Genomic DNA, 16,049 nt, shown 5'->3' on the forward strand with positions numbered 1-16,049 from the left:
TAGGCAGTTGTACGATCACGGAGCTTTAATTAGGGAGGGATGTTTATGCCTGCATCCTGGCAAACCGAAGCAGAAGCGGAGATGGTGAAGCGAGCAATTTTGCTGCCTGTGCTATTGGATCTTCTGGAAAGGGATCGACAAGCATTGGCGAATATTCCGTTAAAGATGCCGCAAATTTATAAGGGATTCATTGGTTTATTGCAGACTGCGGCGATGAATGAACTGGCCCAGGTACGCAAAGATATGCGTAAGCATGGAATCAAAGTTTTTGAGGAGCGGCGAACGACTTTCGGTCTGGAGGCTCGTTATTTATGCCGCGGGTACCGCTATGAGTTTGACATGCTCTGGGGATTGGTAAGAGCAGAAATCTTTCAGTTACTAGGCGACTACTCGGGGATCGACATCACGAAAGAAGGAATCTCACCGTGAAAAAAAGAGTTGTTATGTTGGCGGATTGTCAATCTTTTTACGCAAGTGTAGAGAAGGCAGATCATCCGCAGTATCGGAACCGGCCGTTAATCGTTGCCGGAGACCGGGAGCGACGGTCTGGCATCGTGTTGGCTGCTTGTCCGCTGGCCAAGCGGTACGGCGTGACTACGGCGGAAACATTAGGCTCGGCGTTGGCCAAACATCCAGAGTTGGTCGTCATGCGACCGCGGATGGAGCGGTATATTGCCGTTTCCATGCAAATCACGAATATTTTGCTGCGATTTACCGACTTGGTTGAGCCGTATAGCATTGATGAGCAGCATCTGGATGTGACAGGAAGCTTATCTTTGTTCGGCGATCCAATCGCCCTGGCGCAGAGAATTCAACAGGAGATCAAACGTGAGACCGGGATATACAGCCGTTTTGGCATCAGCTATAACAAGGCAGTTAGTAAAATGGCCTGCGATAATTTCGCCAAGAAGAATGCGGACGGCTTGTACTGGCTGCCTCTGGAACAGATAACTCAAGCGCTGTGGCCGCTGCCAATTCGGCAAATGTACATGGTTGGCTCCCGAATGGAGCGCCATTTGAAGGGGATGGGTATCCACACGATCGGGGCCTTGGCAAATACGCCGCTCGTTCAGTTGCGCCAGCGGTGGGGAATCAATGGGGAGGTATTATGGCGGCTGGCTCATGGTCCGGATGATTCACCGGTCGATCCCGGTAGCCATGCTGGCGAAAAGTCCATCGGCCATGAAATGACCTTGCCCCGAGATTTCTATTCATTGCAGGAGGTGGCCGTCCCTCTATTGGGTATCAACATTAGAATATGTGTGCATAAAACTAAAAATCCTTTGATCGCCTGAAAAAACAGTGTTTTTTGGGAGGATTAATATTGAGCATAAATAAAAATTGAGCATAATTCTGTCTGTTTATGCTCAATTTTGCGGGGGTGTCGAATGAGGAGTTAGGCGGGAGGCTGATTGTAATGACACAAGCGCCCTTGGAGACTGAAAAAGACCTCCAATTGGTCAAAGAATACATTTTACTCCCTATTCTTTTGGATGTGTTGGAAAGGGATATTAAAGCATTAGGGACAGTACAGCTAAAGATGGACGTTGTATATGTAAAGGCCTTAAGATCTGCGCAAGATCTAATTACTGCAGACGTTACGTTGCTTCGAAAAAAAATGCGCAGCAGAGGAATAAAAGTGTATGAGCAGCGGCGAACCGAGGTGTGCATCGAGGCCCGTTATTTGTGCAGGGGGTATCAACATAGGTTCTCTATGCTTTGGGGTTTGGTGAAAGCGGAGCTTTACAAATACTTAAGTAAATATCTGAACGTCGACTTAAGGAGCAGCCTATGAAAAGTGATTACAAAGGTCGAATCGTGATGTTGGCCGATTGTCAGTCGTTTTACGCAAGCGTTGAAAAAGCCGCCCACCCTGAATATGCAGATCAACCTGTCGTTGTTGCAGGAGACCCGGCCCGTCGATCCGGAATTATCCTTGCCGCGTGTCCCCTTGCCAAGCAACATGGGATTACTACCGCAGAACGGCTAGGAGAGGCACTTGCAAAATGTCCCGATCTAGTGGTCATTCGCCCACGCATGGAGGAATACATCAAGGTATCCTTGCAAATTACGGAAATTTATCAATCTTACACTGACTTGGTAGAGCCGTACAGCATAGATGAACAACATTTGGATGTCACGGGAAGTCTACGGCTTTTTGGCGACCCCTATGAGATTGCTAAGAGTATTCAGGATAAAGTCGTGAAAGAAACCGGAGTTCGTGTACGCATTGGAATTAGTGAAAATAAAGTGCTCTCCAAAATGGCGTGCGATAATTTTGCTAAACGTAATCCTTCGGGTATTTTTCACTTGCCTGTGAAAGACCTGCAGGAAGTACTTTGGCCGCTACCAATTCATCAGATGTTTATGGTGGGCTCACGGATGTGCCGGCATTTAACGAGAATGGGGATATATACAATTGGTCAGTTAGCTCAGATTCCCCTGGCAAAATTGAGAGCCAAGTGGGGAGTTAATGGTGAAGTTCTGTGGCTCATTGCCAACGGCAAGGATAATTCCCCGGTAACTCCAAGTACACACGATTTGCAAAAAGCAATCGGCCATCAGATGACCCTTCCATTCGATTATCGTGAATTTGACGACATCATGGTTCCCTTATTAGAGCTTTCGGAGCTAGTATGCCAACGAACCCGAATGAAGGGTTATATGGGCTCTGTGGTCTCGGTAGGTTATCAGGGAGCCGATTTTGATCACCCTTCCGGCTTCTACAGACAAATGAAATTGCCTGATCCAACGAATCTCACGGATGAGGTTTTCCACACAGCGAGAAAACTATTTAAACGACATTGGGATGCGCTGCCCATTCGAAAAATCGGGGTCACTCTAAGTCAATTGGTAAGCGATCAGGAATACCAACTTACTTTATTCAATGACCGCGAGGCAAAGTTAGCGTTGGAAAGAACCACTGACCGAATTAAAGAGAAATACGGAAGTACCGCGATCATGAGGGCCTCTTCTTTAAAAACTTCGGGCCAAGCGCGGGATCGAGCGCAAAAAATTGGAGGACATTATAAATGAGTAAAAAACTGCAAGGAAACGGTCTATTCGAATCTTCCAGAATGATGCTTCCGGAACACAAGGAGGCTTACATCCTGCACCAGCAGAACTTACGAAAGAGTCAGCCGCCACAATTAGATGATCAAGAGATGGAACGGATATCCATGCTCATTACTGAATCAATGCATCTTAAGAAAAATATAAAATTGGTATTATTCGGAGAGTTTTATTCCTCGGAATTAACTGGGCTTGTAACAAAAATTGATCTGCAACACAAAACTATCGGGTTTCTTCAAGGCAACAATTTTACATGGATAAGAGTAATGGATATTATTGACGTTATGCTGATTGATTCATAGATAATCTCCTATACCGAATGGGTACTTATTGTCTATTATAAAAGAAATTCCTTATGCGATAAGGAATGTTCAGATGACTTAAAAAAGGAGATCGAAACTTTTGTACAAATCGGTAATTAGAGAAGGTAAGTATCTTGTTCTTGTAGTCGACGGCATTTTTGATACCCCAATAATGGAATTACCGACAGAAGAACTTGCGGATAAAGTTGCATTTGAGCTCCAGACTGCTTGGGATCAAGGTGTTGAATGGGGATCTTATCAAAGGTCGAAAGAGCTTGATAGTGACAACAACCATAAAAAGATTAGTGCGACAATTCAAGAACTAAGAATCATGAGTCCCGCAGAGCGAGAAGCTTATCACCAAAGAGTAAATAGGCGCAATGAACGAATTCAAAAAGTCGAGGAAGAAAGAAGATGGAAAAACATTTTGAATTGGAAAAATGCGGAGGAATGAAGTCTGATTGGCGTTTCTTGATTCAAGGTCATGACAAGCAAACGATTAGCTCCACAGTATTCTTGCTTTTCCATTCCGTATCCGTCATCTATAACCACAAATAGGGCAAATCTATTATCTTTTTCATTTTAGAGTAAGTCATGAATACTCAAGTTTCGAATTTCTGTTCTCACCATCCTTCTGTGAGAGATTTCATGGTATAATATACCTAAATTGATTAGATGAGGGTGTCTATGAGCAAATCAGTTATTTCACGTATGCTTGGTGATGATTATCAGGCATTGTATTTTTGGAGCAAGGCTTGTAATATATTTCATTCTCACTCGAAAATAAAAAGTGTTTCTTATGAATATGATGCATCAAAATCATTCGATGATGTTGTACTAGAATACCAAGCCCCTATACCGGATGAGCGAGGAAGATTAATTCATGCTGATTATTATCAAATTAAATTTCACGTAACGCAAAATGGTGCAATTGAGAGTTCCAGCCTGATTAATCCAGCTTTTATCAATGCAGAATCCGTTTCTTTTTTACAGCGATTAAAATCCGCAGTGGAGCTAGAGAAAGCTCAGGGAAAAGAATGCCGCTGTTTTTTAGTGACGCCATGGAGTATTGCCGCGCAAGATCCATTAGCTGAACTAGTAAGTAATATTGGTGGTGAATTACGCTTAGATAAATTAATGGTCGGAAAAACTGACGGAAGTCGAATGGGTAAGATCAGAAAAATGTGGCGGGAACACTTGCAATTAGACAATGACGATGAATTGATCAATGTTCTGGAATCATTAAGGATTTACCCCAATTCAGGTAGCATGAACATGTTGTGCGACCAACTCAATATACAGTTGATTTCGGCCGGCTTGATGCCAATTGACGTAGGTTCAACTACTCACAAATATGTCGATTTAGTACAGGGTTTGTTAAAAAAAAGTAGATTCACATTTACTCGTGATGAATTGCTTGAGTGGTGCCGTTCGGAAGGACTCTATACGGAAAGAAAGCAAGTTGAGAGCGGGTTATTGACTAAGTTAGGTATTCGAAGTTTCCCTCGTTGGGCAGATAATATGGAAAATGAAACAGATGCTATGGTTTGTTTTGCAAAATATTTTGATGGGCGGTACTTAAAAGACAATTTCAGCTGGCAAAGCGATATAGTTCCCGCACTAATTGATTTTTTAAGAGCTAATGTTTCCACTGAACGAGCTTACAACATTGAACTCGATACTCATTCTACAATAGTATTTGCTGCCGGATACGAATTGGATGTGAAGTGTGGGGTAGATATAGCACCAATTCAAAGAAGTTTTACTACAGGAAAACAAGTCTGGCGACCAACGGATAAATCTCTCATCGGAAACTACAATGATTGGACCTATGTAGAACAGTCAATCGACAAAGGATCTGATGTAGCAATTGCGATCTCGGCAACACACGATGTTTCAGATGATGTAGCCTATTATATTGAGCAAACTGGTTTACCGATAGGACGTATGATCACCTGCTACATTAATGGACGAGGTCCAGGTGCAACATCAATAGCGGATGCAAATCACGCATTCTTTCTTGCTAATCGAATTAGCACGAAGATGAAAAGTCGCTCGGTTAAAGAGCGAATGGGACATCTTCATATATTTTACTCAGGTCCTAATGGATTAATTTTCTTTATTGGTCAATTATCTAAATCATTTGGAGCCTGCACTATGTATGAGTACGATTTCACCAAACAAACGCCAGGTGGATATCAGCCGACCATAACGTTTCCATATTAAGGAGTGTGTTGAGATGAAGTTGCCAACCTATTTTAGTGATTTTTTGAGTGATATCCGTTTAACAAAAAATCAAGTTAATGATCTTATTAAAGGCCATAAGACTTTACGCGAACGTTTAGAGACAGATGATCTACTTTCCACAATCATAGTAAGTACATTCCTTCAAGGAAGTTATAGAAGATCGACGGCAGTTAGACCAAAGAGTGACCAACGTTCTGACGTGGATGTGATTGTAGTTACGAAATTAGATAAAGATGAGTATACACCTGAGGAAGCGATGGAGGTCTTTAAGCCATTTATGGAAAAATACTATAAAGACAAATATCGTTTCCAAGGTAGATCTATTGGCATTGAACTTAGCTATGTAGATCTGGATGTGGTAATTACTTCTGCTCCTTCAGAAGCAGAGACAGGAGTTTTAGAAAATGAAAGTGTTGAAGCCGATTCTACCATTGAAGAATTGGAATTAATTGTAAAGTCCTTATCTGCGAATCAATATAACAGTGAAGTGCAAGGATTCTTAGCGTTTGCAAATAATGAAGCCGAGTGGAAAACTTCCCCTCTACACATACCGGATAGAAGTGTTCAGGAATGGAAGGAAACACATCCGTTAGAACAAATACGCTGGACTTGGAACAAAAATGCTTCGTGTAACGGGCATTACATAAATGTGGTTAAGGCATTAAAATGGTGGAAACGTGTAAACGATCCAGATAATCATCCTAAGAGTTACCCTCTTGAACATCTGTTAGGTCAAACTTGTCCAGACGACATATCTTCCGTAGCAGAAGGTGTGACGCTTTCATTGGAAGCTATTGTGGCTGATTATCCAGAAAAACCCTTTTTATCTGATCATGGTGTGCCAGATCATGATGTTTTTGCAAGAATCACAGATGAAGAATATGAAGCATTTTATCAGAATGTACAAACTGCTGCAATTATAGCACGAGAAGCTTTAGATGCTACGACTGTTAAGGAAAGTGCAAACAAATGGAGAGAATTATTTGGAACTAAGTTCCCTCCTCCCCCTGCAGATACCAATAGCACAGACAGTAGTTCTGTTGGTGGGTTTTCATCCAGAACTGAAAAGTCTACCCCTGGTGGTGGAAGGTTTGCTTAATCTAAAAATAGAAGCCCCGAATGAGTTGTTGTTAAACGGTAGAAGGGCAATTGAATTTTTAAAGGAAGTTGAATTACTTAAAGATCTCTGTTGGGACCCAATGCTTCAAAAATGGGTCCTTTTTTGCTCCATTAATGTAGATATCTTACCCAACGAATATATCAACAAGCGGACCTTTTGGTACATTCTAATTGATCCGGAGTATCCGCAAGGGAAGATCGATTTTTATCCTGCAATTCAAGAAGGGATTCAGGTCACATATCCCCATCAAAACTATAACACAACGTATAGTGATGATAGGCCGTGGAGGAAAGGCAAGTTATGTCTTGATACGTCCGTCAAAGTGCTTGGAAGATATGGGGATCACATTGAGCCCAAGGATGCTCCAAGCAGGCTGTATTGGCATTTCAGTCGAGCGGTACACTGGATTGAACTGGCTTCAAAAAATGAACTACTCTCTCCTGGAGATCCATACGAACTACCCGCTTTTCCAAGTGAGTCAATTGAAAAAATTTCTTTTTCAGAAAGTCCTACCTCTTTTCAAAAGTGGCAAGACTTAAAACAAACGCATGGAATAGTAGAATTTTCAAAATTGAAAAACGACCCAGAAATATGGATTACCAAAAAATATTTAATGAAGAACAATGACTCCTATCAACCCAAATGGGGAACGACAATTTCTAATTTGGAGGGGCACATCAAAAAAGGTGTTTGGGTGATGTTATCAAAAGTACCAACTATGACACCATGGCAGATTCCATTTACATGGGGAGAACTTCAAAGCATATTACTAATTCAAGGCATAAACTTAATGGATATTATAAAAAATAAGGCACATTTATTTCGTGATGGAAATCATCACTTTATTTTTCTTGGTTTCCCCATTCCAGAGACTTTTGGTGAAAAGGCTATGGTAATAAACTGGCAAGCAATTAAACTCCCGATATTATCATATGGAAATTTATTTGCTAAGGGATTTCGAAAGGGCGAGGCAGGTTACTGGCATAGGGATAGAACGCAGCTATTTCGTAAAAATGATAAGATTGACTGGATTGATACCGAAAATTGGAATAGAAATGAAATATTAAATAGAGGAAGATTCGATTCGAGTATTTCACAATGCTCCATTCTTCAAATAGGAGCAGGCTCTTTAGGCTCCATGGTTGCTGAACAATTAGTGCGAGCAGACTTACAGAAATTACAGATTGTTGACTCTGATGTTCTACAAGCGGGTAATCTAATGAGACATACTCTGGATATGCGTTTTCTTGAAAAAAACAAGGCAATGTCTCTATCAAGAAAATTAAATGATTCAGTACCACATAGTAAGGTAGAAGGCATCATGGGGCGTTTTCCTTCTGAGGACATAGACTATGCAAATTATCGGGTTATTCTAGACTGTACTGGAGAAGATGATGTTATATACAAACTTCACACACACTCTCTCAATAGTCCTAAAATATTTATATCTGTATCATTGGGCTATGCAGCAAAACGGTTATTTTTTTATACTCATAGAACGATGAATTTTTCTGCGAACACTTTTTTTAATATGCTTAACCCCTGGATCGAGAAGGAAAAGAATAGTTATTCAGAAAATGATCTTCCTAGAGATGGTATTGGTTGCTGGCATCCGGTCTTTCCCGCTAGAATCGATGACGTATCGTTAATGTCAGCAATTGTCGTAAAAGGGATTGAGCATTATATTCTTAATCCAGCCAGTCGACCTACTTTACTTGTATATGAGCAGCGTTCGGATGGCGACATGTTTAGCGGAGTTGAACTGGTTCATAAGGAGGAGTGGAATGAATAACAAGATTTATTATCATGATGACATTAAGTACACAGTTGTAGTTAACAGTGAAATTATTGAACAAATGTTAGGATTTTGTCGAGATAAAATGCCATTCGAAACTGGTGGAATATTGATTGGTAAATATTCAGAGGATGGCTATTCTGCTTTCATAAATTATATAACAGGGCCACCAAAAGATTCTCAACATCGAACTCACGAATTTTTCAGGGGGACTCATAAATTAAAAGCTTTACTTTCAGATTTATGGAAAGAAGGTCAGTATTATTTGGGAGAGTGGCACTTTCATCCCAACTCTCTACCTTCGCCTAGTTTTATTGATCGTAAACAAATGAGGGAAATAGCCGCCAATTCCAAGTATAACTGTCCAGAGCCTATTTTGTTTATCTTAGGAGGCGATCCTAATGCAGAATGGCAAACATCTTGTTCAATTTTTCCGAACAAAAAATTTTGGATAATGTTGGGGGAAGATGGATGAAAGCAAAAATCAAGTAGGCTTCATCCGGTCTCGTAAGTGGATTTTAATCTACTTGACGTTCACAAACATATAAAGGTCCTTTCGCCCCCGATACCTGAATATTCGAAAAGACTCGTCACACTTCAGCAGTCACCTTCGTCATTGAGTCCATACGTCGGTGACTAACCGCCGCGCGTTTGCCATCTCAACTTGGATTTGGACCGTCTACTCGGTCAACCGGAAAACCACGGTAAACCAACAATGATTTAGGTATACCTTAGTCTACCGTGAAGAGTGTTGAATAATGGTCACGCCCGCATCGAATATCCCTTTTCCATTCAATAGATCATGACAAAACAAGCGATCTATCGAGATAAGGTTTGACGGCCGTCTCGAAGATCGCTTGTTTTCAGTGACCACGCTTAGTCACAATAATGATTATATCATAAGCCGCTAAGTGCTGCGAAAAGAATGGTTCATCTTGGGTGCCCCACATTAGTTATCAAATAACTCAGGATACATTTTTACGATATCAGCATTTAAGGCTCGTTCCTCTGTTTTTTTATTTTTATTAATGGATATGACTTTTTCCAGTCCTTCTTCATCTTGGAATGCTTTATATGAGCTTTTGACTGCAACCTCGAGATACTGTTTTTTGAGTAATTTAATTTCGTTCTCAAGCGTTTTAATCTGCTCATCTTTTAAGGACAGCTTAGCAACTAGGTCTTGATTTTGCTGATGAATTGTATCGTACTCCTTAGCCTTTTGATGCAAAGCATTTATCATCTCATTGTAATGAGCTAATGCGCTAATCATCCCAGCTTTATTATTCCAGTATGTTTCGACGAGCTCAACAACATTTGGCAAGAGAAGTAAAGCTTCAGTTCTTGCAGCTTCTTGCTGTACAGGCTCATTGACCTTCGCGATTTGTTCTGACATTCTTCTTGTCCATATAAATCGGTTTATTCCAGTCTCTCTTTCCAAAATAGAAGGATTAACCTTTTTACCGGGATTCTTTGAGATATATTTCAGCAAGATGTCTTTTAATTGCTTATCTGTATATTTTGGGGGTGCTCCTTTTTTCACAATTCATCCTCCGGGAGATAGGAATCGATCATGGCCTTTTGATCCATCAATCTTCTCAGTTCATTGCAAGCTGAGGATAGCCTTTCTTGGCCTGTTTGCTGGTATGTCAACGTTGCACAATCGTAATTCATCGATTTTGTAACATATCGAATGAGCTCCAATTGTTCCTTTAATCTACTTTCCAGTGCATCAGAACAATCTTTCAACCACGCTAATCCCTTTTGTTCGTCCTCTGGCGAGAAAAAATAATATTCGCAAAAGCGACAATCCCCGACCTGACAGCGAGATGGGTGATCCGTACAATAGCCATTTTCCACTTTGTATGTCTCTTGGAAATCGCCTATTCGGTAGATCTTACTTTTGGCAATTATGGCTTGTGTCCCAACATCCCAATTTGATCTCATTAAGTTTTTTCGGTTTATTCGAAGCATTTGCGCCGCGTAATGGACGAAAGATTGAGCGAAGTGATCCAAATGTTTATGGTAATGTAATTGGGTTTCCAGTTGGCTATGCCCGCCTATACGGGCAATAGTTAGCATATTAAACCCTTGCAGCATCATATTGCAAAAAGCAAAGTGCCTGGTATCACCTGGCTTTATTCTTTCTAAATCACCGTACTTCGGAGTAACGATATCATCATAAAATCGATCAATGATATTGATAAATTGGAAAGCGCCCATCTTATCTCGTGCTTTTTCCTTCGTTTTTACTTTAACGTATTTCCGATATGCCTTGTACGAGATCAAATAGGAGGATTCAGAATCGTAAGCTGATATAAGTTGTTTATAGTCCTCAATAAACTTAAAGACTTCTTGATTTACCTGAACAGTATCCGTTATTTCGAGTTTTCCTGGAAGGTTAGATGGATTCTTTTTTCGCGGCAATACCATCCAATATCTGTCCTCACTATCTCTGAATGTACAATCCCGGCGTAATGAATAAAATTCGACGGGGCGCATGGGAATGATACGGGTGATCCTCCACCATAACAGAAGCGGATAAAATTGCAATTTTTCATCGTCTGTAGTACAGGTTTTAAAATATTCGTCCATAGCATAATCGAAAAGCAGGATATCATGAAATTTGGGTAATTCGCGTACATTCGAAACTTTCGTATTAAAAATTGAACACAAATCGCTGTACACATCCGAATATGGATGATTATAATAAGCGAGAAATTCCCTGATACTGGTGGCCATGGTGAACTGTTTATGTACCCCGAATTGATTAAATGCATCTTCTAAATGCGCGAGATTGTCCACTTGAAAACCTCGGGTAATTCGTATGGCCTCTTTTATTTGTCCTACATTGTGTCGAACGGTTTGTGTTTTAATGCCATTATATAATTTTTGTACGGTATAGCATTTCAAGACTAAGTTGACCTCACCATAGATTTCGCAATCAAACCGAAAAAGAAAATTACTGGAATTTCCTTGAGCCGACCATAAACGGTCCTCAAAATCGCCCATTACAATAAGCCCTTTGTGTTGCAATTCTCTGAACATTTCCTTGTACTCGTGAAGTTCATCTAGTCTATAGGTGACAGACTCAATACTTTCTAAAATATTTCGATCGCTTAGTTCCTCTATGGTTCTTCTTCTGTGTAATGCTGCGTGGAATTTAGCCATTAAACTTCCTCACTGAGTAAATTTTGAATAGCGATCATCTTTTCCTTTACATTATTAAGATCAATAAAAGTCTGGACATGGGTTCTGCCAAATTGCTGTACTGCCTGACTTAACAGATCCAGAATTTGAAGTAAAATTTGTGGTCCCTGACGCGTACGGCTGGATACTTGGTATTTTGTATAGATAAGATTAATCGCTCAAGTTCATGTTGGATCGAAATCAGGATATAAATTTTTGGTATTGAATTTTCACAATGCAAGCAAGTCAGAGCAGTTGGAGAAGCGCAGTTTGGGTATGTTAGGCATTGTACGTGCTGCAGCTTGGCGGGCATCTCACCTTTGTTTCTGCGATGAATTTCTGTGATTACAAGAACGGTAGCCGTAGGGACAATCATGTCCTGATTGACAAGGAAATGCCCTAGGGCACCGGTCTTGCTAATATACATTCGTTCTACTCGTTTATACAGATGATTAATGACTGCTTGCGCTTGCTCCATAGAGAATTTCGTTTCTCTAAGTTGATCAAAAGTCTGCAAATTGCAGACCTCCAGCGCAATATTCGGCAGCTTAACAATGTCTGACGGTCTCCACGCATCAATGACATGCATTAAGACATATAGCCATGTTACAGCGTAATCCCTACTTTGGATGGCCTGCTCAATGTGAATTTCGACATCCCTGACATAACTGTAATACGCTAAAAATTGTTCCGGACTGTACATCTCCCTTTTTTCAACAGGAAGGGGAGTGATTGCATAACTTTTCGAGAATGAACATAGCCCTTTGCCTGTGCAAAACTCCAAAAAGTAAATAAAAGTACGCTTATCCCGAATCCCCATTCCTGGACTTCGAAAGATAGCTTCTAGTTGTTCCGCATCCATTAAGAATACTTCAGTATCTAACAACAGGAATAATCGCTTTAAAGTGCTGATATACTCTAAGGCTCGATTGTGAGTTGTTTGAATGTTTCCTTGGCTGCTATTGATTTTTAACGTTACAAATTCCCGGTAGAGCGCAACTGTTTTTTGCAGAGTGCCAGGTACATCCAGTTCAGCCAACCGAAATTCAAATAATTCAATCGGTGTCGATAGTTGTCTTTTTCTTTCCCTTTCAATAAACCTGTTCGCCTCATCGATCGGAACAATCCACTCGTTGTTGTGCTTTTTACCGTTAAGTATCACGCCTTGTCGGATTAATTTAGTAATCCAGGTTTTGCTAACCTCTAACTGCGTCGCTATATCTGTTCCAGTAATATAATCGCTCGGAAAAGAACGAGACTCCTTATATTCCCTTAAGGATTCAACTGGAATAATCCATCCTGCGTGATGATACGGTATTTTTTGCTTTTTTGCACCGGGAAATGCTCCTTCCTTTACTAAGGAGTTAACGGCTCCTTTGCCAAGGGATAGTTCTTGTGCAGCTTGAGCGGCGGAGAGGTATCCTTCTGGCGGTGAAATCGATTTTAAATATTCGTCGATACACTCTTTTCGAATGTAACGGATTCCATCAATGACTTCCACGTCAGACAAAATTTTTCTTAATACTAAATTTCTGATCCATGACTCACCTACGGATAAATATTCAGCGGCTTCCGGGAAAGAGAGAAATCCTTGGGGAGAAGAGGACGACTGAAGAATATATTCCTGCACAGACATGGAAGGCACTATCCAAGAACCTCTATGTTTCTTCGCTCCAACAAATGTCCCTTTCTTAACTAGTCTGCCAACCCAAAGTTCCGTAAGATTAAGTTGTCCAGCTATTTCGGCAACAGTTAAATATCCCTTAGGAATGTTTAACGATGCCTTATAATCCTCCACGGCTTTGGGAGGGATTTGCCACGAACCATGTACTTTTATTGCCCCGGTAAACGCGCCGCTTTTCACCAAGCGTAGTAAACTTTTATAACCCATTTCTAGCTTTTCTGCTGCTTCGGCAGGACTCAAATAAGACATGTTTCTTAAACTCCAATAATTTATTTTTTAATTAAATTCGGTAAGTATTCCTTATATAAATGTTGCATCCGATCCTCAAGTTTTTTTCTCATTCGTTCCGTATTCCCTTGATATACAAGGGATGATGCAAGATTGGAATCTCCTCTTGGCAATGCAATATCGTATGGGTTATCAGCCTCTTCCGCTAAAAGATTTGTAAATATGCCTCTGCCTAGATGAGTGGACCATTTATATTCTTCCAATTTGACTGCGTAAACCAGATCATCTGGATTAGATGATTTCCGCAGTTGCTTCAAAAACTCTCTTTTTAATTTACTGAAATATGCCCTATAGCTTTGTCCCGACATGGCTTTGCCATCCCGATTGACAAATAGTGCATCAGATGCATCCACAGGAGTATAACTTTCAATGTGGTTTCGATACAACTGTTGTAGCCAATCTTGAATGGGGAATACGATTTGTCTTCTTGGTTTTTTAACGCCACTTGCACCGGCACTATCTTTAATATCTGTTCTCAAGTTTTTTTGTTGTAGGCTAACTACTAAACCAAACTCTCCGAAAGAACCTATAGAATTTATATCGGATCTTTGAATGTTCACAAGTTCACCTTGTCTAATTCCGCCAAAGCACTGCATATAAATCCCCAAAGCAATGGGATTTGCGGTCTTCACAGCCAACTGGATCAAAGGTAAAATATATCGTTCAGGTAAATCATGAGCTATATGGCCTTGCCTGTTTCTCGGCATAATGACTCCTTTAAATGGGGAAACCGTATATTGTTGATTCGATTTCCCGTAAAGGATCTTCTTTTTAAAGGCACTTTCGTCAACATGCACCAACAGTTTTTTCTTCGCTAAGAACTCAAAAAATAAGGTTAAAGTCCTTTCCGCCTTTTTAAGCGTCATTCTTGATTTTTCTTTTCTCGTCAAATCATTCAAGAACTCTGATGCGTGAGAAAAACGTAGTTCTTTTAAAGAAGTAAGTTTGTATTTTATACGATTTTCAATAAGTATGTAATTTAAGAAAGCGCAGAGGTAATTAGCATGTAGCCTCTGAGAATTATAAGCTCTGTATTTCCAGTAATGAAAAATAAATTCTGTAAGAGGATGAACGCATAGTCTGCTATTCATTTTATTTTGCAAAACGATTACAGCATGCCTATTAATGACAGGCTCGCTATCACGATGCCTTTTCCACAACTCAATCCCTACACTCTGTACACCAAAACGCAACTCATCAATTCTTCTGGAGAAAGGCACGATTGAACCATCATGGTCCATTCCAAAACCCCCGCATCTAATTCAGCTCACAATTATGCTCATATATGAACGATACTAATATAGTATGTTACCACATCTATGTTATCGTGTTAAGCCATCAATAATGCTCATAAAGAAAATGTGATAAATATAGTATAAATCTTTGATAAATCAGAGGTTATACTATTCATTAATGCACACATATAATTATGCTCATAGATTTATAGATACTCTTGGAGCTGACAGAACTGGTGTGCCGCCGCTGCCGGGAGAAGGGCTATATGGGTGGGGTGGTCATGGTGAGCTGCAGGGGGATTGATTTGGATCATCCCTCTGGCTTCCATCGGCAAATGAAGTTGCCTGATCCAACGAATGCCACCAAGCAAGTATATGAGAGCGTCATGGCGTTGTTCGGGCGTCATTGGGATCATCAGCCCATCCGCAAGGTTGGTGTTACGCTGACGGGTTTTATTCGAGATGATGAATATCAATTAACTTTATTTGATGAACGGCCCAAGTACCAAGCGCTGGAGAAGGTAACAGATGAGATTAAACGTCGCTTTGGGGAAACGGCTATTTTGCGGGCGGTATCGTTGACCACAGCCGGTCAGGCCAAGCAAAGGGCGGAAATGATTGGGGGACATTACAGATGAAGAAGCTGGAAGGCAATGGATTGTGGGAATCCAGCCGCATGATGCTGCCAGAGCATAAAGAAGCGATTAATCGAGAGCGGTATACCAGGCAATCCAAACTCCACCCGGAACTGGACGCTCAGGAGATAGAACTGATCGAGCGGGTGCTGGCGGGCTCTTTTCGGGAGCGGCGAAAGATCAGGCTACGAATCTGGGGAGAATATGAGGATGAGGAGCTATGCGGAGTGGTCACCACGGTACAAACTTATTTGCGCGAAATTAAGCTGACGACGGAGCCAGGTGAATGGCAGTGGGTTCGTCTGGAGGATATTTTATCCGCTGACTGGCTGTCAGCCTCCAAATAAAAGCTTGGAGTAGCAACCAGTTCAGACGGTCTTTTTTAAAAGGGAAGGTCCGGCTATAAATAAAATAACGTCTGCAATAGTGGCCACGGTCTGACCCGCAGGAAGCTTGCGGATAGGGAATTCATTATTTTCTGGGGT

16 protein-coding genes are annotated in these 16,049 nt (G+C 40.9%); 12 read left to right on the plus strand and 4 right to left on the minus strand.

Features of this window, described 5'->3' with window-relative positions; genetic code table 11:
- Positions 1 to 45: 45 nt before the first annotated feature.
- The 10 genes from C557_RS0120050 to C557_RS23855 all read left to right on the plus strand — a co-directional run bounded on the left by C557_RS0120050 (position 46) and on the right by C557_RS23855 (position 9,011).
- Positions 46 to 429 carry a YhjD family protein gene (locus C557_RS0120050; RefSeq protein ID WP_018753647.1) on the plus strand — a complete coding sequence of 128 codons (384 nt, stop codon included), beginning with the start codon at positions 46 to 48 and terminating at the stop codon, positions 427 to 429.
- The gene (locus C557_RS0120055) at positions 426 to 1,295 is read left to right on the plus strand and encodes a DNA polymerase IV (RefSeq protein WP_018753648.1); all 870 of its coding nucleotides are present in this window, start codon (positions 426 to 428) and stop codon (positions 1,293 to 1,295) included. The genes C557_RS0120050 and C557_RS0120055 overlap by 4 nt, the downstream gene beginning before the upstream one ends.
- Positions 1,296 to 1,417: 122 nt before the next feature.
- Positions 1,418 to 1,795, plus strand: a complete 378-nt coding sequence (locus C557_RS0120060; RefSeq protein WP_018753649.1) for a YhjD family protein — start codon at positions 1,418 to 1,420, stop codon at positions 1,793 to 1,795.
- On the plus strand, positions 1,792 to 3,036 hold the full coding sequence (locus tag C557_RS0120065) for a DNA polymerase IV (RefSeq protein WP_018753650.1): 1,245 nt from the start codon (positions 1,792 to 1,794) through the stop codon (positions 3,034 to 3,036). The genes C557_RS0120060 and C557_RS0120065 overlap by 4 nt, the downstream gene beginning before the upstream one ends.
- Complete coding sequence (locus C557_RS0120070; RefSeq protein WP_018753651.1) at positions 3,033 to 3,374, plus strand: YolD-like family protein; 342 nt, start codon at positions 3,033 to 3,035, stop codon at positions 3,372 to 3,374. The genes C557_RS0120065 and C557_RS0120070 overlap by 4 nt, the downstream gene beginning before the upstream one ends.
- A 100-nt stretch (positions 3,375 to 3,474) precedes the next feature.
- Positions 3,475 to 3,828, plus strand: coding sequence for a hypothetical protein (locus C557_RS0120075; RefSeq protein WP_018753652.1), 354 nt, complete (start codon positions 3,475 to 3,477; stop codon positions 3,826 to 3,828).
- A gap of 233 nt (positions 3,829 to 4,061) precedes the next feature.
- Positions 4,062 to 5,600: an SAVED domain-containing protein gene (locus C557_RS0120080; protein WP_018753653.1), complete on the plus strand. Its 1,539-nt coding sequence runs from the start codon at positions 4,062 to 4,064 to the stop codon at positions 5,598 to 5,600.
- 13 nt (positions 5,601 to 5,613) lie between these two features.
- The gene (locus tag C557_RS0120085; RefSeq protein ID WP_018753654.1) at positions 5,614 to 6,720 is read left to right on the plus strand and encodes an SMODS domain-containing nucleotidyltransferase; all 1,107 of its coding nucleotides are present in this window, start codon (positions 5,614 to 5,616) and stop codon (positions 6,718 to 6,720) included.
- Positions 6,605 to 8,533 (plus strand): ThiF family adenylyltransferase, encoded by a 1,929-nt coding sequence (locus C557_RS0120090; RefSeq protein WP_154656294.1) that lies wholly within the window; start codon positions 6,605 to 6,607, stop codon positions 8,531 to 8,533. The genes C557_RS0120085 and C557_RS0120090 overlap by 116 nt, the downstream gene beginning before the upstream one ends.
- Complete coding sequence (locus C557_RS23855) at positions 8,526 to 9,011, plus strand: Mov34/MPN/PAD-1 family protein (protein ID WP_018753656.1); 486 nt, start codon at positions 8,526 to 8,528, stop codon at positions 9,009 to 9,011. The genes C557_RS0120090 and C557_RS23855 overlap by 8 nt, the downstream gene beginning before the upstream one ends.
- A gap of 474 nt (positions 9,012 to 9,485) precedes the next feature.
- Here C557_RS23855 and C557_RS0120100 read toward each other — a convergent pair whose 3' ends face one another.
- From C557_RS0120100 to C557_RS0120115, 4 genes are all read right to left on the minus strand, one after another.
- Positions 9,486 to 10,076 (minus strand): hypothetical protein, encoded by a 591-nt coding sequence (locus C557_RS0120100; RefSeq protein ID WP_018753657.1) that lies wholly within the window; start codon positions 10,074 to 10,076, stop codon positions 9,486 to 9,488.
- Positions 10,073 to 11,704: a site-specific integrase gene (locus C557_RS0120105; protein WP_018753658.1), complete on the minus strand. Its 1,632-nt coding sequence runs from the start codon at positions 11,702 to 11,704 to the stop codon at positions 10,073 to 10,075. The genes C557_RS0120100 and C557_RS0120105 overlap by 4 nt, the downstream gene beginning before the upstream one ends.
- A gap of 109 nt (positions 11,705 to 11,813) precedes the next feature.
- Complete coding sequence (locus tag C557_RS0120110) at positions 11,814 to 13,655, minus strand: helix-turn-helix domain-containing protein (RefSeq protein ID WP_018753659.1); 1,842 nt, start codon at positions 13,653 to 13,655, stop codon at positions 11,814 to 11,816.
- Between the two features lie 20 nt (positions 13,656 to 13,675).
- Positions 13,676 to 14,935: a site-specific integrase gene (locus tag C557_RS0120115; protein ID WP_018753660.1), complete on the minus strand. Its 1,260-nt coding sequence runs from the start codon at positions 14,933 to 14,935 to the stop codon at positions 13,676 to 13,678.
- Between the two features lie 212 nt (positions 14,936 to 15,147).
- Between C557_RS0120115 and C557_RS0120120 the strand changes: the two genes are divergently transcribed.
- Together C557_RS0120120 and C557_RS0120125 are read left to right on the plus strand one after the other, a co-directional pair.
- Positions 15,148 to 15,567 (plus strand): DinB/UmuC family translesion DNA polymerase, encoded by a 420-nt coding sequence (locus tag C557_RS0120120; protein ID WP_240472994.1) that lies wholly within the window; start codon positions 15,148 to 15,150, stop codon positions 15,565 to 15,567.
- Complete coding sequence (locus tag C557_RS0120125) at positions 15,564 to 15,911, plus strand: YolD-like family protein (RefSeq protein WP_018753662.1); 348 nt, start codon at positions 15,564 to 15,566, stop codon at positions 15,909 to 15,911. The genes C557_RS0120120 and C557_RS0120125 overlap by 4 nt, the downstream gene beginning before the upstream one ends.
- Positions 15,912 to 16,049 lie beyond the last annotated feature (138 nt).

The sequence above is a fragment of the Paenibacillus sanguinis 2301083 = DSM 16941 genome (assembly GCF_000374825.1).
Lineage (GTDB): Bacteria > Bacillota > Bacilli > Paenibacillales > Paenibacillaceae > Fontibacillus > Fontibacillus sanguinis.

What these genes read in the sequence shown, in the direction of transcription:
- C557_RS0120050 (WP_018753647.1), top strand. Translation starts at nt 46, where the DNA reads ATGCCTGCATCCTGGCAAACCGAAGCAGAAGCGGAGATGGTGAAGCGA.
- C557_RS0120060 (WP_018753649.1), top strand. Translation starts at nt 1,418, where the DNA reads ATGACACAAGCGCCCTTGGAGACTGAAAAAGACCTCCAATTGGTCAAA.
- C557_RS0120065 (WP_018753650.1), top strand. Translation starts at nt 1,792, where the DNA reads ATGAAAAGTGATTACAAAGGTCGAATCGTGATGTTGGCCGATTGTCAG.
- C557_RS0120070 (WP_018753651.1), top strand. Translation starts at nt 3,033, where the DNA reads ATGAGTAAAAAACTGCAAGGAAACGGTCTATTCGAATCTTCCAGAATG.
- C557_RS0120080 (WP_018753653.1), top strand. Translation starts at nt 4,062, where the DNA reads ATGAGCAAATCAGTTATTTCACGTATGCTTGGTGATGATTATCAGGCA.
- C557_RS0120085 (WP_018753654.1), top strand. Translation starts at nt 5,614, where the DNA reads ATGAAGTTGCCAACCTATTTTAGTGATTTTTTGAGTGATATCCGTTTA.
- C557_RS23855 (WP_018753656.1), top strand. Translation starts at nt 8,526, where the DNA reads ATGAATAACAAGATTTATTATCATGATGACATTAAGTACACAGTTGTA.
- C557_RS0120105 (WP_018753658.1), bottom strand. Translation starts at nt 11,704, where the DNA reads ATGGCTAAATTCCACGCAGCATTACACAGAAGAAGAACCATAGAGGAA.
- C557_RS0120110 (WP_018753659.1), bottom strand. Translation starts at nt 13,655, where the DNA reads ATGTCTTATTTGAGTCCTGCCGAAGCAGCAGAAAAGCTAGAAATGGGT.
- C557_RS0120115 (WP_018753660.1), bottom strand. Translation starts at nt 14,935, where the DNA reads ATGGACCATGATGGTTCAATCGTGCCTTTCTCCAGAAGAATTGATGAG.
- C557_RS0120125 (WP_018753662.1), top strand. Translation starts at nt 15,564, where the DNA reads ATGAAGAAGCTGGAAGGCAATGGATTGTGGGAATCCAGCCGCATGATG.